This is a genomic window from Sphingobacterium sp. WM, assembly GCF_029542465.1.
Taxonomy (GTDB): domain Bacteria; phylum Bacteroidota; class Bacteroidia; order Sphingobacteriales; family Sphingobacteriaceae; genus Sphingobacterium; species Sphingobacterium cellulitidis.
On record NZ_CP120709.1, the window covers coordinates 1523914 to 1539133 of the forward strand.

Below are 15220 nucleotides of genomic sequence, written 5' to 3' on the forward strand. Positions count from 1 at the left end.
ATTATAGATTTAATCCAAATGAGGCTCCATAAATTGCACGTGGACCAGCCACAAACGTAGGTAAGTCAATATTGTCACCAGAATTTCCAGCGTCCATCACGTATTTTTGATCAAGGATGTTTTTGCCGAAAACGCCAATTTCAAAGCTGCGTTTATTAGATTTTTTGAACTTGAACCCTAGGGTCGCATTCATGATTCCAAACCCTTCCTGAGAAAGCACTTCGCGGTTTTCGTCTTCAAAGTAAACCTTGGATTTGAAATTGAAATTCGGTCTAAGGAAAATCTGTTTTGTAGGGGATAATTCATGTGCTGCATCAAAACCAACGGTTATACTATGCTTAGGTACCATTCTGAACGTATTGCCTGCAAAGACCTGTTGGTTTCCCTGAGAATCTTTCTCGTTGAACCTAGCATCCACATAAGCATAATTAGAAAATACATTCAATGATTTTAGTAGTTGGTATTCAACTGTTCCTTCAAAACCATAGGACCTTGCTTTACCAGCATCTTCAGCAACAGGTTGTACACCTACAGTTCCTTCTACTTGAACTAATCTCGTTGTTTGGAAATTTGACCAATCATAATAATAACCTGCAAAAGAATAAGACAGTTTATTGTTGTATATACCTTTGATTCCTAGTTCATAGTTCCATACAATCTCCGCCTTTAAATTTTTGTTGGCTCCAGGCCAGATATAAATTACCGGAGGTCTTCTACCTTTTGACACTGTTGCATAGATATTATGTTGGCTATGAAATTTGTAATTCATGGCCAAACGACCTACATAGGAGAAGTAGTTTTTCGATTCCGTAATCCAATCATTGGCAACTGGTGCAAGCAGATTATTGTTTTTGTTTTGCATCTGAGCGATAATGCTCGGGTCTTTAGATTCTGGCGCGAGATATCCACCTGTTAATCGTTCAAAAGTACCCCTGATACCAGCTGTTAATTGTAGTTTTTCAGTCAGATCATAGGTGCCATCCAAGAAAATATCAAAGGAATTAGTCCTTCCGAGTAAGGAATAGCTTTCATTATGAGAAGGACTCAATGGAGCTCCTGAAATAGCATTCAATTGTTCTGCCTGTTCTGCAGCAAACCTATTCAGTAAATTCTTTAAAACATCAGCTGTCAATTCACCAGATGGAACCAGCTGTTTGAGTAAAGCTTGATATTCAGCAGGTAATACAACCATAAAATTCATGGAATTCAGCTCATAGCTTAACATCTCGTAAATGTTGGGCATTGTTCTGTAGGGTTGAGGCACTCCATTCAATAGGAGCGGAGGACTTAAAGGAAAAATCTTATCCACTAAATTGTTGATTACCCCTGTATATTGAGCAAAACTTGAAGCTCCGTCGCCCATGTTTTTAAAAGCTCCTGTCAGTTGTTTTTTGAACTGTGCATTGAATAGGCTAGAAGCAAATGCGGGGAAAAGATTTTGTTCATTCACATCTAATCCAACCGTTTCCTTAGAGTCTTCATAGAAATAATTCAACCCAATAAATCCATTGAACCTATTGCCTTTGTTGTAATTCAGCCTTAATTCCTGAGAGAATTGGTTTCCAAAGGAATGATCCATTCCATTGATAACATGGGCTGCAGTACCATCAATATCAAAATTTTCTTTGGCATCATACCTGTTAAATCCTGTGACTGTGGACAAGGTCCATGATTCCGAAAGTCTTTGATCATGTAATAAAGTTGCACTATATACATCCCGTTTTATTCCTAATTCTTTTCCTTTATCCAGATCTGCGAAAGTTGATGGTTTCAAGTCCCCATTCTTTGGTTTCCATACCCCATTTTTGAAGGAGGTTCCTGGAGCATCATCATGTTGATAGCTTAGGATAAGGTCTATAGTGCCATCATTTTTCAGGAAATAACGACTAGAATTACGGAAAGCCAAGGTGTTTTTCCCATTTAATGTTCCACCTGAAAGGTTTTTTACAAATCCATCTTGTGCATGATAAGCTAATGAAAATCTGTTGGCAAATCTGGAATCTTCAGAACCATAATTATACATTGCATTGATCAACCTTCGGTTGTAATTTCCGTATTGTCCTTTGAAGTCTAATTGCTGATCTTTGATTGGCTTTTTACGGATCATGTTAATGGCTCCAATTTGTGCAGACCTTCCCAACAAAGTTCCTTGAGGACCTTTTGCTACTTCAATTCTTTCCATATCAAATAATTCAGAAACAGCTAGAGCTGGCCTAGAGATTGGTACAGCATCCATGCTTAGAGATACTCGAGGCTGTGACCTTGGATCTAAATCATCTGAGGTAATCCCTCGAATCACAAATGCAGGATTGTTTACACTTTGAATTGCCAATTGAACCCCAGGCGTAAATGCGGAAAGTTCATTTAGCTCTTGTAGATTCAAACGATTTAGTTTTTCGCCGCCCAGAACATCAATGGTAATTGGAACATCGACTTTATTCTGAACCCTTTTTTGGGTACTTATCAAGACTTCTTCAATATGATAATCCATCGGGAAAAGTTTGAAATCAAAAACTTGATTTTGACTGTTAATATCAATTGTTTGATTGATACTTTTAAAGCCTAATCGATGAATAATAATTTCATATTTTCCTGTAGTCGGTACAATTAAGTTATATGCACCGGTATGGTCTGTTTTTACCTCAGATTTATTTATTTTAACAGTTGTCTCAGATAAGGGATTGTCTTTGTCATCAGTTATTTTGCCTGATATGCTTATTTCCTGGGCCTGTACAATACTTGATATCATCAATAAGATGATGAATATAAACCCTATTTTAACGAATGGCATAATTATTTGTTTTTTTCTATCCAGTTGAACAATAGGTTTGATATTTTATGTGAGTCTTTTCCATCGAATAGTCCGAGCGAATGATCAGCGTCAAGCGTGATAAATTCGTGATTGACTTTTTTTGACTTTAAGGCCGTAACTAATGTTTCAGCTTGTGATATATGCACTGTTTCATCCTTTTTACCATGAATAATTAGGGTAGGAATCAAATGCTTTATTTGATGGACTGGACTTGCAGCTTTATATTCAGCAGGAAGGGGAATTGGGTTTTTGCGGTCGGCAGGTTTTCCTACCATCATTTCGATTAGGTCCAATAAAGGGTGTTTCTTGGCGATCATTGATTTTACCAAAGTTTCATTGGTAAAATCGGTAGGACCAGCTAATGAAACCAAGCCTTTAACCTCTTTTCCTGTTTGTTGGGAGTATCCATATAATAGGGAAAGATGAGCTCCCGCACTATGGCCAACCATGATATATTGATCCTTTGCAATATTCCATTTGGAAGATTGCTTTTTTATATCACTTACAACAACATTGAGGTCATTCATGAGATGCGTATAATTTGTTGTAGGTCCCACAAAAGAGTAGTTTATGGAAGCTGATGAATAACCTTTTTGAAGCATTTCTTCTTGTAGACCAGCCAACAATAGCTTACTTCCAAATGCCCATGAACCGCCATGTACAAAAATCAAAAAAGGCTTATCCGACGATCTTTCCTCATGGAGGAACACATCCATTTGTCTTCTCAAACCCTATCCATATGAAATATTATAGAGCCTTTGATGTTCCTGACCTCTTCCGGTCGCAATTTCCACTTCCTCCTTTGTACAAGAACTCAGAATTAAAATCATTATAGCCCATAAAAGGCTATAATGAAAAAAATGATTGGCACGTATCATAATCGATTATTTTGATAACGAGAATTTAGATACCTAGGCCTTTTGGAGCTAGAATGTCGTCAATGTAATGGCATACTCCATCAGTGCTGACAATATCCTTAATGATTACTTTGGTTTTTAGGTTATTGCTATCTGTGATTTCATCCTTCTTGGTGTCAAATATTAACTTCTCACCATTAAAGTTGGTCACAGCACTATTTCCAAGCTTACTGAATTCCAAAGGTTGGTTTAGAGAGAGGTATTGGAAAATATTTTTGGCACTTCCAACCAATTTGAAAAGTTGTAAAATTGAATATCGGTCTCCAGATCTTCTCTGAGGAATAAAGACTGTAATATTCTTTTTGCCTTTAAGATTTTTATTGATTTCATCGCCAATATAATTCTTGATCATATCGGAGTTGTTAATTCGGTCAACAACAAAAAACTGTCTGATGTTTAATGGAATCAATACATTTGAGATTTTATATACAATAGCGGAGTTTGCTTTTACTTCAGTCTTGTCGAAATCCAAAACTTCGATAACAGGGAGTTTGTTTTCAGGCTCACCCTTAAAGAATTTTTCAATTTCTTTGTCTTGTTCAAATGTAGAGTTAATGAATACTTTTCCTTTTACTTTGTCGGTCCACTTTTGTTCCCCAAATACGAATAAACTTAGTTTCGCGCCAAAACTCGAACTTAACATCGTTTGATGGTAGGAAGAATGATAGTGAAATTTACCATCCGTATTTTTATAGGCTTCATATTTATATTTAGCCACAAATTGATCCTTATCTAGTTTGGAAGGAATAATATGATATTGGATGATCGCTAAAGCTTGTTCTTTACTGATCTTGTCCAAAGCTAACTTTTTGTCCTTTAAATAGGCATCCACCGCTTTGTTGTCAGGCAGCATTAAGGTATAATTGTTTTTGAGCTTTAACAACTCAGGTGAAATCTCTGATTTTGATGCCAAGGATAGGAAAGAGGAATAATCTTTATTTGATTCGTAATTTTCAAAGACAGTACCTTTAAAGGGATTCTTAACTTCTTTCGTAGTGGTGGGTTTTGGAGGTGGAGTTACCTTAGGCACAATTTTATCTTTTTTACAGCTGAATAGGACAACTGAAAAAATCAATAATAAGGATAATAGATTTGTTTTCATTTTTAATATTGTTTATATGTTAAAATAATTTCTATAAAATTAAAAACGCAGTATGTCTATTATGGATGCCTTGTGTTAAAACATCGTTAAATCATTAATGGAGTTAATATGTGATTTAACTTAAAATTAAGTTTGGGTTTTCTGATTTGTTGTTAATTAATGCTATGTTTTGTGATTCTGTGTCTAAGCCAAACAAAGACTTGGTAAAACAAGCTTTGCAAAATCTCTAGTTAAATAAGATAGAAAGGCTAGTTAACAGCTAAATTGTATTTGATAGATTTTACAGAACAGATAAATGGAATTTTTCATTATGAATGTTTGATATCGAGCTTGAATATCGTAGTTAAATTGGAACTACCGTCGCTATCCTCACACAATAGGAAAGAAATCATATCTGCTTGCATTTCAAAATGAGTAATACCTTCAAATTTCTGATCTGCTGAAATTTTTTGACAGTGATCAATTCTCATATTGTTTAAATCTAGTTTTCCGAATATTGTTCCTCCGATTTCACCATCGTCATAAGTTGATAATCCATCTTCTGCAGTGGCGATGAAATAAAGTGAATCAGCTACTACCGAAGCACCTGAAAAACCAAATACCAAACCATCAATCTGGGGTAAGTCAATTTCAAAGGATGTAATCTTAAAGTCCTTGAATAAATCATCTCCTTCAACCTTGAAAGTTACATTACGGCCAGCTGGACCATTTCCACGGTTTAAGAAAATCCAGCTGTCTCCATGGATCGCTGCCCCTTCAATATTAAAATCAGAAGACGTAATATTAGCCGACTTTTTCATAGCACTGTACAGATCTCTCATGTCCAGCTCTGTACTCTTCCAGTCATTTTTGGAAATGGAAAATCCCCGTTCCCGCACAGGAGTAGAACCAGAGCCGAAAGTATATATTCGGTCAGCAGTAAAGAGCATTGCTTCCAGGTCTAGTTTTTGAGGTTTTTCGATCTCTTCCATCTGCGGGCATGGTAAAAGGACATGCCTATTGAGCAGATTCTCTGAGATCCGATAATCATAAAGATAGTTGCTATTGTCTGATACTAGATAAATATGCCCATCCAAAAATTCCAATCCAGAGGCGGAACTAATTCCGGGAATATGTAAAAACTCTTTTATATAAAATTCTTGCATCATATTAACCAATAATATTTACGAAAGATTGGTTATCTAATATATCGTAATTACATGAAAGAGTGAACTTCATTTCAGAATGTTGCATTTTTTCTAAAAGAATCTGCAAGAAGAATATTGTGGTACAGTGATAGTTGTTAAATTTTAATATTTGAGTTAATTTAGTGTTTATAATTTTAATCAATTACTTATTTTGACAAAATAATATCTTTATGTTAAAAACGCATAAATTTACTTTGTTATTATCTGTATTAAGCCTATTTTCTTGTTTAAGTTCTGTAAACAATGAATCAAAAATATCTACCCAGGTATCTGCAAATATTAATACCGAAAAAAGTAATAAGGTTATTTTTATTTTAGAAAATAAAGGAGCTAAAATCAACGATTTGAATTTAAATTTTCTTCAACATGATTCTCTTTTTTTCGGGATACCATTCAAACTATTAGATTCTTTATCAATTGATTTATCAGGGCCTGATGGATTTATTATATTATCTGATAAAAGTCAAGCTCCTATTTGGGTTTCTGAAGGAGACAGCATTTATTTTTCTAGATCAGAAGCAGATGGTTCTGTTGTTATTCGAAGTAATAATAAACAAAGAAATGATTTTATAACATTTATGCAGGAAGTAATAAGAAAACATGGGGCAATTTTTCCTTTTGTTTTCGACTTACCGCCACAACATAGAAGAGTTAATTCGCAGGTTAATATCAATTTAGTTGAAACTGAAATAAATAAACTTAAACAAGATCGGTTAAAATTTTTACAAGAATATCATGAAAAATTTACGATGTCTGATTCGGCATTAAAGGTGAGTAATGATTTTATTAATATTGCAGCAGTGAATGATTCTATCTTATTGTATCAAAATAATAGAAAGATTTTAGAGGATTTAAATCTATTTACCTCAAAATTATCTGTTGTTTCTTCCAGTGCAAGTAGCTTAGGTTTTGAGGGGAGTTTTCCATATTATTTCGTGAATAGCAATTTGGTTAATTTGGCAGCTAATATTCAGGATATATTAGATAATAGAACAAAATTCGATTCTGCTATTAGTTTTATTAGCAAGAATATACAACCTCAAGCCAAAGATTTCCTTCTTTCTCGATATGTTTATCTAGCGATTATGAATGATATTATCGCTAAAGATCATTACCGAAATTTTGTAAAATTAGAAATGCCATATTCTAATTTTTTAACAAAAAAAGTCACTATGCTCAATCATAAACAAGATTTACTTGCCAATGGAAGCTATTTAAACTCCAAATCTAATAACCCTATTTTGTTAAAAGATATAATAGATAAGCATAAGGGAAAAGTAATTTTAATTGATTTTTGGGCAAGTTGGTGCCAACCTTGTATAGCAGAGTTTCCTAATTCAAATAAATTATTAGAAAGATATTCAGAAAATGAGTTTTCTATTCTTTATTTTTCCATAGATCAGGATATGGAAAAATGGCAACAAGCAGTTGAAAAATATAAACTCAATATGGATAACAGTTATTTGGTAGGTGGGGATAATAAATTGCTTAAAGAATTACAGATAAAATCAATACCACGTTATGTATTGCTAGATACAAATGGAAATATTTGGAATGCAAATGCACCGCGTCCTGGCTCAAAAGAAATTCTGAATAGTATAAGTTTACTATTGCGAGATTAACTACTGATTAGAGCCGCCAATAATTTCTGACTAGTCCTGAAAAAGGAATAATATCCCAAATAAAATTACTTCCTTTCTAAATTCATCCCGTTTGTATCCGGTTTAAGGAATAAGGTGTCTTTCCTGCTTTCAGTAAAATAGTATGCAAGCTGTTCTCCAGCTGACGTACGGATTACCTGTATGGAGTCAATGATGGCATTGTTTTTTCTGACCATTAAAAACCTGGACACAGCGCCATCTCGTTTGTTTAAACTAAAGAATCCATCCTCATCGGTCTGCGTACTATTCTCGGGATTATCCTGCTCGAAAATTTCGACATGGGGGAGTGGTTTTTCCGCCTGATAGATAAAACCTTCATAGCGTTTAAATTTATAGGGAGTACAACAAACCAAACTCCAAAGTATAGCTGATAAAAGTAGTTTTGTTGTCATCCGTATAATTTTATTTGAACGAATTAATCCTTTCGATAAATTAATTTTCATGCTATATATTTTGATCGCTGAATTTTTCGGAATTCCTTTCAATTTATTCAAAAGTACCATTGCTATTCAGCTTATATCTATGCGTTTCAGAGATCGGTTCATCTCCACTCATCCAGTTCCAGTCCGTTACGGTTATTTTGTTCTTTTCTATCATACTGGATTTTGAAAACGCAGACTCCGCTATCTCATCATAAGAAATTTCCAAGCTATCTATTATTTTTTCTTCCTTACTCACTGTTAACAACATGCTGATTAACTCATGTTCGCCGCGCTGATAGGTAATCACTAAGGAGGTAAAGCTTTCGGAAAAGGGTATTTTATAATTCAATCTGAAATTTTTTGCTTCAGTATGTTCCGGATTAAATTGAATACGTTTTAAAAATCCGTTATCAGGAATCCCGATCTGATTAAAATTATCGAAACCTGTGCTGTCAGTTATCGGAAAATTTCGGATTGGAAGTGTTTTCAACAACTGGATTGAAGTAGGGGAGATCTCTTTAGCAGTATCTGCAAGGACGTCTTTTTCAATGGCAGATTCCGTTTTTGTTTGTGATAACCTATTTACCTTTTGCGACTTGTCATAGCAAGATGAAAGAAAATATGCGGCTATCAATAAAATAGTAGTAAATTTTACCATATTCCTCAAATTATTATTAGCAGGGAAACCACCAGTGCATAAAATAAACCCTGTTGTTTTTAAAAAACAGTTTGATATGCCCATCGGATAAACCGTTTTCATCTTCCCTGAGCTTAACGACCCATAGTTTTCCTTCTTTGTCGAGTCCTAACATTCCTTTTACGGCAGTAGGAAACAATTTCTGGATATCTTCCATTGTTGTTTCGGCGTCAATTCTGATGCCCTTATAAGTGATAAAATTTCCTTGCTGGAACCAAAACTCATCCACGGCAATACTGTCTTTATTATTTTCAAAACGCGAACCGTTCTTGTACAAGTATTTATCCTCCGGGGCTTCAGTACCGAAGATAGTGACACATGGTTCTTCATCCTTCAACAACCTGATACTGTCTGGCCTGCCAAAAACCTGTTCAAACTCTTTGAGCGTGAAAAACCTTTTTAGTTTACCATTGAAGCGGATATCCTTTTCTTGCATCACATCACTTGATTCATAAGCAGTATCCGATTTAACCGAGGCAACTACATCATCTCCTTTTGAAACTGCTTTGTTGTCCTCCTGGTGCGCTCTATTTGAGCTTCCTTGACAAGAAAATAGTGTAATAACAAAAAGAAATAATATTGTCTTTTTCATGTTATGATAGCTAATAAACGTTACTGTCTCTTTTTAGAATGGATGAATATGTTCTGTTCATTATTCATTTTGAATTTACTATTTTTTTAATAAACACTACTTGGCAAATTTCCTTGATTAGATACAAATACTCAAATGATATATTTAGCCAGTTAGAGGATTTTAATGTGAATCAGGGATGTATCAGAGATTAAGTTACAACTTTCGTTAATTCAGATACTCTGCATTTAGGTAGGTTTCTGAAATTTGTATTATAATTTAAACAGCAAAAGATATGCAAACGATATTAGGGGCTAATGGTCAGATTGGTGAAGAACTCGCAAGAGAACTTAAAAGAAATTTTACTTCATCAATACGAATTGTCAGTAGAGCTGCGAAAAAGGTAAATGACACCGACGAAGTTTTTTCTGCAGATTTATCGATTCGTGAGAAAGCGATAGAGGCGGTAAAAGGCAGTGATGTTGCCTATTTTACATTAGGACTTCCTATCAGTTCAGATCTTTGGGAAAGGCAGTTTCCGCTTATCCTTCGTAATGTAATTGATGCCTGTAAGATTAATAATACAAAATTGGTCTTCTTTGATAATACATATATGTATCCCCAGGATGATCGGGTATTGACCGAAAAAACAGCTTTTGCCCCAGTGGGAAGAAAGGGTAGAGTTAGAAGAAAAATGGCGGAAATGCTGTTAAAGGAAATTGAATCCGGTGAATTGGAAGCGGTTATTTGTCGTGCTCCAGAATTTTATGGTCCTGGCAAAACGCAGAGTATTACAAATACCTTGATTTTTAACAACATAAAAGAAGGTAAAAGATTGAAAGTTCCTTTGAGCGTAAATAAGAAAAGAAGCCTGATTTGGACTCCTGATGCAAGTCGGGCTACTGCTTTAATTGGGAACACCCCTGACGCATTTGGTCAGACATGGCATCTCCCAGTAGATAAAAGCCATTCTACCTATAAAGAGTTTATCCAAATAGCTTCAAGCATTTATAGCAGAGACCTGAAATATTCTGTTATTCCAAAATTGATGTTTAAAATAGGTTCATTTTTTAACAAAAGTTTAAAGGAATTACTGGAGCTTCTTCCTCGATATGAACATGATAATATATTTGACGATTCAAAATTCAGAAAAAAATTTCCAGACTTTCAGGTCACATCATATAAGCAGGGAATCAGTATTATCAAAGATGAACAACGATTAGGAAACAAAATAATTAAGTAAATTAGTCATGTTTAAATATGAAAATAAACATATGAATACTCCGGAAAAAGTATCATCAATAAGTACACTTCATCAATTCTTAGGGTTGGAGAAACCTGCTAATCCGCTGATTAGTGTATTTAATTTTGATGATGTTAATCTGGAATCGAAAACTTTTCTCAATGCAATCAGCACTGACTTTTATGTTATTGCCCTAAAAAAGGACTGTGCAGGTGGAAAATGCAGATATGGCCAGCAATACTATGATTTTGATGAAGGTATCATGTATTTTATTGCACCACATCAGGTCCTTCGGTTTGATGATATATTGCTTAATAAAGTAAGAGGGTTTGTCCTGCTGGTACATCCGGATTTTCTGCATGGTTATGGATTGGCAGCCAACATAAAAGAATATGGATATTTTTCCTATTCGGCCAATGAAGCTTTGCACCTTTCTGTAAAGGAAGAGAAAACCATTTTTGATATCATAGCGAATATTGAACAGGAAATTGATATCAACATGGATTCATTTACTCAAGATTTACTTGTCTCGAACCTTGAACTTTTGTTAAAATATTGTGACCGTTACTATAACCGCCAATTTTTGACCCGCAGGAAAGTGAATAGTGACCTCCTTTCCAAGTTGGAACTATTACTGGACGATTATTTCAAAAATGATAATTTATCCATTAGCGGAATACCTTCTGTTCACTCCATTGCTGATAAATTACACCTAAGTGCAAATTATTTGAGCGATATGTTAAGAGTGCAAACAGGGCAAACCACGCAGCAGCATATCCAGAATAGATTAATCGAGAAAGCAAAAGAATTGCTCTCTAATACCTCAATTTCGGTCTCAGAAATTGCTTATCAGCTTGGATTTGAACATCCGCAATCATTTCACCGTCTTTTTAAAAGCCGAACATCACTTTCCCCACTGCAATTCAGATCATCATTAAATTAGCACATCGCTTTAAAACAAAAGTTGAAAAACAGAGATTTAGTTAGTAACTCCTTTAATTTAGCTACTTCCAAATAATCTAATATTGCGAATTTTATGGTATTCAAATAAGTTATCTATGAAAAAGCTTTTATTAATAGTTACCAATGTCGATAAATATACAAGCGGCCTGCCAACTGGATTATGGCTCAGTGAGCTTACCCATATTTATCATAAAGCCAAAGAGAACAAATGGAAAATAACAATAGCAAGTCCAAAGGGAGGTCATGTACCAATTGACCCTGAAAGTCTTAAACCATTTGTTCTTGATAAAGTATCAAAAGATTTTTATGAAGATCCATTATTTATGGAAGAGCTGAACCATTCAAAAGATCTAAACGAAGTAATAAATGAATCTTTTGATGCTGTATATCTTGCTGGAGGGCATGCAACAATGTATGATTTTCCAGATGATGAGAATATTAAAAACATTATCAGTAAACAATTCGAAAACGGGAAAATGGTCGCCGCAATCTGTCATGGTGTAGGTGGATTGTTAAATGTAAGGCTAACCAATGGTGAGTATATGATCAAAGGAAAATCAATGACAGGATTTGACTGGTTTGAGGAAAGCATTGCTAGAAGAAAAGGGGAAGTACCGTTCAATCTTGAAGCTGCCATCAAAGAACGAGGTGCCAATTTTAAAAAAGCTCTGATCCCAATGACCTCCAATGTAGTTGTTTATGGTAATTTGATAACTGGCCAAAATCCGTTCAGTTCAAGGGAAATGGCAAAAGTAGTTGTTGAGTAACTGAAAAAAATATAAACTTTGATGAACAGAAATTAGTTGAGTTATTTAAACCATACTCCCCAGGCTATTTAGATACCTTATAAAAATTAATAAATTTTTATAAGGTATCAACTATATGTTATTAAATAAGAAAGTTGTTTTAAAATTCTAAAACTTGGAACCCAAGCTAACACTTCTTTTGAATACAGCAGATAAAAAAAAGCCTTAATCTATGATTGAAGCTTTTTTTGTGATCCCGCTGGGATAAAGCTTAAACTAATAAATTTAAGATTTGAGGCCATTAAATAAAAAGATTATCGAATATTATTCAATTTTATTGAAGAAATGAAAACATCAGATAGAGTAGAATTGATAGACAAAGAACAGTTTTGCCCAGGGAAGGAGGGTGAGATTAAATAATTCCTTCTGCTTTCAATATCGTTTCTAATCTTCGAAATTCCTGCAAATCTTGTTGCAATTGCCAATTTTCATCATTTATCATCTCTACAAGTTGTTGGTCAATTTCAGCTGCATCATCCATTGGAGATAATAATTGAGACGGTTCATCAAATTCAGTAATTAAAAAATCATATTCGAAACCTGGTTTTAATTTCTGTAATGAAAACAGATAACCAGATCCTTCAACAATAAATTTTTGTTGATCGATATTAATAGTAAACACTAGGTGATCTGGAATTCGGAATTCATGGCTATTCCGATTTGTAATAAAGCCAATCATGATTATATTAACCCTTTCTTTTCAAGTTTGGCTTTAAGCCTATAATATGTTTCCTTTAAGTAATTGATATCCTCTTTCTCAATGGATAAAGGCGGAGTTATCATATCCAACTCTTTTACTTTAATAGTTAGTCTATCTCCTTTATTTAATTTCAAGTCCGCCCATTTCAATCGATTTTCATTTCTATCAATTCCACTTGAAAATAAATAAATATTCTTTTGATCTGTTGTTAAAAAAAGTTGAGAACTATCGCTCGCAATAGCTATTGGACGATTATTATTTATCGTAATCTCAAACCCTATCATATTTCATTCATTATTAAAAATTAAAATTTTATAGTCAATTTCTTTGATTAGACTTGATTAGATATACATGGAGTTAAGCATTGACTCCATCTGGTCCACCTTATTCCAAGCATAATTGAAGTCTAATTTGGGTTATTACTACTAGATTAATAATCCACCCATATTCTGGGCAGCTTTTAGACTAATTTAAGATACATTTTTGATTTGTTTGTAAAACATTTTATGGGATGTTATTATACCTATAGGTTTATGTCGCTGGTTGGTAATATTGAATAAAATATTGTTTTATCCGGACACATTTAATCTCGATGTTATGGCAATTTTTTTTTGTCAGATATTTTTCATTGGCACTAACAGATATTGACAGAGCTATGTTTTACAAAATGGTAATACAGGTAGTGTTTTTTCTTTCCTTTGCTAAATCCTGCGGTTATGTGACCACCACAGAAATTGGCCCTTAATACCTCATCCCAAAGAAAAATAATCCTTTATATGCCTTCTCAATTCAAATACATAAAGCCAGAGATTAATTATTAACAAGCCTTTTAGAGTGACAATAATTTATTTAAAGATAGTCTTCAAAATAAAGTCCTTAGCAAATGCGGCTTTTTGCGAATCATTTAATTTATTAATATCAACAATAACACGAACAGATTTGTTAGTGTTCGTAGGTTTTATATAGAAATAACTTGTATTATCAGATTTTTTGAGCTTAATTTTAACAAGGTTTCGATGATTTTATCTTTTTGTTTTTATCTAATTTTAAAATTTTTCCATTTAGGGTTTTTTCGATCCTTTCCATATGTGGGCTCTGAATAAGAACATGCCTATGGAGCAGATTCTCAGCGATTCGATAATCATAAAGATAGTTGCTATTGTCTGACACCAGATAATTTGCCCATCCGAAAATTTTAGTCCAGAAGCTGAACTGGAAATGTTTAACTTAGTAGTTTGAAAATGAGAAAAGAACTCAGAAAATTCAGCGCAAGTTTTAAGGCAAAGGTAGCCATTGAAGCGATTAAGGAGCAGCAAACCATTCAGGAGTTGGCTTCTAAATACGACTTACATCCTACCTAGATCAACACCTGGAAGAAAGAATTTTTAGAGAATGCAGATTCGGTTTTTCCATCCGATAAATCCTCTACTGAGGATGATAGCTTGGAGGAAAAAGAGCTGTATTCCAAAATAGGAGAACTTTAGGTTCAGGTAGATTTCCTAAAAAAAGTATTGGGGAATTGAGTCTGTCAGAAAAATGCAATCTTATTTTCCCCTTACACCATGAATTAAGTGTCAAACAACAATGTAAGATACTTGGACTGGGGCGTAACAGTTATTGACCTTGATAAAGTGTTTCGTGATGGTGGGATTACTCAATGGGAGATGGATGTTGATGTGGAGTACACATCTGGAATAGGCACGAACTATAGTCAACAAGAATCTCCTACGCCAGGGGAAAGGAGTATACATGCTACTACTTATTCGGAGTTCCGAGCAGTGGAGAACTTGATTGATCTGTTTTCTGGAGGAACTAAGACAGCCGTCTCGCACACACTGAAGCAAGTAGCCAAGGCAGGGACGAAAAGAGTTGCTTCTGCTACGCTTAGAAAGCAATGGGAGAAGGCCAATAATGACTCATGGCCCAAAGAGCCTGACTTTTTGCCAGATGGAAGGAGCAATGAAAAGTATGCTGGAAGAAATCAGAGCGTAAGTCATCGGAAAGCATTAAAAGATGGTGGTAGCAATGATCTTGATAATATCCTTCCTCAATCTTGGTTGTTACATCAAGAAACACATAAACTTAAAGGTGATTTCAAAAGATGGGCCAAAGAAATAAATAAAAAAAGAAAACAGTAGT

14 protein-coding genes are annotated in these 15220 nt (G+C 34.3%); 5 read left to right on the plus strand and 9 right to left on the minus strand.

Annotated elements, in window-relative coordinates; all coding sequences use genetic code 11:
* Position 1: 1 nt before the first annotated feature.
* The 4 genes from PZ892_RS06520 to PZ892_RS06535 all read right to left on the minus strand — a co-directional run bounded on the left by PZ892_RS06520 (position 2) and on the right by PZ892_RS06535 (position 5979).
* Positions 2-2791, minus strand: coding sequence for a TonB-dependent receptor (locus tag PZ892_RS06520; protein ID WP_277712528.1), 2790 nt, complete (start codon positions 2789-2791; stop codon positions 2-4).
* Between the two features lie 2 nt (positions 2792-2793).
* Positions 2794-3540: an alpha/beta hydrolase gene (locus PZ892_RS06525; RefSeq protein WP_277712529.1), complete on the minus strand. Its 747-nt coding sequence runs from the start codon at positions 3538-3540 to the stop codon at positions 2794-2796.
* A 175-nt stretch (positions 3541-3715) separates the two neighbouring features.
* A complete protein-coding gene (locus PZ892_RS06530) occupies positions 3716-4831 on the minus strand; it encodes a fasciclin domain-containing protein (RefSeq protein WP_277712530.1) in 1116 nt (371 codons plus the stop codon).
* A gap of 308 nt (positions 4832-5139) precedes the next feature.
* Positions 5140-5979 carry a hypothetical protein gene (locus tag PZ892_RS06535; protein WP_277712531.1) on the minus strand — a complete coding sequence of 280 codons (840 nt, stop codon included), beginning with the start codon at positions 5977-5979 and terminating at the stop codon, positions 5140-5142.
* A 209-nt stretch (positions 5980-6188) separates the two neighbouring features.
* Between PZ892_RS06535 and PZ892_RS06540 the strand changes: the two genes are divergently transcribed.
* On the plus strand, positions 6189-7640 hold the full coding sequence (locus PZ892_RS06540) for a thioredoxin-like domain-containing protein (RefSeq protein WP_277712532.1): 1452 nt from the start codon (positions 6189-6191) through the stop codon (positions 7638-7640).
* Between the two features lie 65 nt (positions 7641-7705).
* On the opposite strand, the gene PZ892_RS06545 is transcribed toward PZ892_RS06540, so the two are convergent.
* From PZ892_RS06545 to PZ892_RS06555, 3 genes are all read right to left on the minus strand, one after another.
* On the minus strand, positions 7706-8071 hold the full coding sequence (locus tag PZ892_RS06545) for a hypothetical protein (RefSeq protein WP_277712533.1): 366 nt from the start codon (positions 8069-8071) through the stop codon (positions 7706-7708).
* A gap of 94 nt (positions 8072-8165) precedes the next feature.
* On the minus strand, positions 8166-8759 hold the full coding sequence (locus tag PZ892_RS06550; protein ID WP_277712534.1) for a hypothetical protein: 594 nt from the start codon (positions 8757-8759) through the stop codon (positions 8166-8168).
* 16 nt (positions 8760-8775) lie between these two features.
* Positions 8776-9390, minus strand: a complete 615-nt coding sequence (locus PZ892_RS06555; RefSeq protein ID WP_277712535.1) for a hypothetical protein — start codon at positions 9388-9390, stop codon at positions 8776-8778.
* A gap of 274 nt (positions 9391-9664) precedes the next feature.
* Between PZ892_RS06555 and PZ892_RS06560 the strand changes: the two genes are divergently transcribed.
* The 3 genes from PZ892_RS06560 (at position 9665) to PZ892_RS06570 (ending at position 12342) form a co-directional block, all read left to right on the plus strand.
* Entirely contained in the window at positions 9665-10612 is a 948-nt protein-coding gene (locus PZ892_RS06560) for an NAD-dependent epimerase/dehydratase family protein (protein ID WP_277712536.1), read from the plus strand.
* 31 nt (positions 10613-10643) lie between these two features.
* Complete coding sequence (locus PZ892_RS06565; RefSeq protein WP_277712537.1) at positions 10644-11555, plus strand: helix-turn-helix transcriptional regulator; 912 nt, start codon at positions 10644-10646, stop codon at positions 11553-11555.
* A 115-nt stretch (positions 11556-11670) separates the two neighbouring features.
* The gene (locus PZ892_RS06570) at positions 11671-12342 is read left to right on the plus strand and encodes a type 1 glutamine amidotransferase domain-containing protein (RefSeq protein ID WP_277712538.1); all 672 of its coding nucleotides are present in this window, start codon (positions 11671-11673) and stop codon (positions 12340-12342) included.
* A gap of 391 nt (positions 12343-12733) precedes the next feature.
* Here PZ892_RS06570 and PZ892_RS06575 read toward each other — a convergent pair whose 3' ends face one another.
* Together PZ892_RS06575 and PZ892_RS06580 are read right to left on the minus strand one after the other, a co-directional pair.
* On the minus strand, positions 12734-13060 hold the full coding sequence (locus PZ892_RS06575) for a hypothetical protein (RefSeq protein WP_182498836.1): 327 nt from the start codon (positions 13058-13060) through the stop codon (positions 12734-12736).
* A gap of 2 nt (positions 13061-13062) precedes the next feature.
* Positions 13063-13365, minus strand: a complete 303-nt coding sequence (locus PZ892_RS06580; protein WP_277712539.1) for a hypothetical protein — start codon at positions 13363-13365, stop codon at positions 13063-13065.
* A gap of 1287 nt (positions 13366-14652) precedes the next feature.
* Here PZ892_RS06580 and PZ892_RS06585 point away from each other — a divergent pair.
* Positions 14653-15219, plus strand: coding sequence for a hypothetical protein (locus PZ892_RS06585; protein ID WP_277712540.1), 567 nt, complete (start codon positions 14653-14655; stop codon positions 15217-15219).
* The last annotated feature ends 1 nt before the right edge of the window (position 15220 follow it).